This is a genomic window from Haloferax sp. Atlit-4N, from assembly GCF_003383025.1.
GTDB lineage: Archaea > Halobacteriota > Halobacteria > Halobacteriales > Haloferacaceae > Haloferax > Haloferax gibbonsii.
Genome location: NZ_PSYY01000080.1, coordinates 1 through 467, shown reverse-complemented (window position 1 = coordinate 467; position 467 = coordinate 1). Strand labels below are relative to the sequence as shown.

The following is a 467-nucleotide window of genomic DNA, read 5'->3' as shown; positions in this document are numbered from 1 at the left end:
TGCGAGAATCGAGGAGTTCGAACTCGAGATCGCTGCGATCGCTGCAGCTGCCACGATTGCCACCACTCCGATTGAGCCCATGAATACGACCGCAACATCTGAAACTGGAACGAGCGAGCCGCCTAACGTCTCGTATTGAACGACGCCAGTCGTGACGATCATCACGAACGCGTAGAGAATCGTCACCAGCACGACCGAGAGTATCATCGCCAGCGGGATATTCCTGCTCGGGTTTTTGACCTCTCCCGAGACGGTCGCGATGATCTCGAATCCGAGAAAGGAGACGAAAACGACGCCGGTGGTGGCGATAATACCGCTCGGTCCCGTCGGTGCAAACGGATCGAGGTTCGCGGGGTCGATGAAGAACAGTCCGAGAGCGACGTAGGCGAGCACGATAGCGGTTTCCGCGCCGATCATGATGTTCTGTAGCTGGCTCGATTCCTCCGTGCCGTAGTAGTTGACACCCA

Annotated in this window: 1 protein-coding gene; it reads right to left on the bottom strand. The window is 57.2% G+C overall.

Annotation, left to right across the window (positions count from 1 at the left end):
- Positions 1-467: APC family permease (locus C5C07_RS20660; RefSeq protein ID WP_115806062.1), on the bottom strand; the 467-nt coding region annotated here is incomplete at both ends.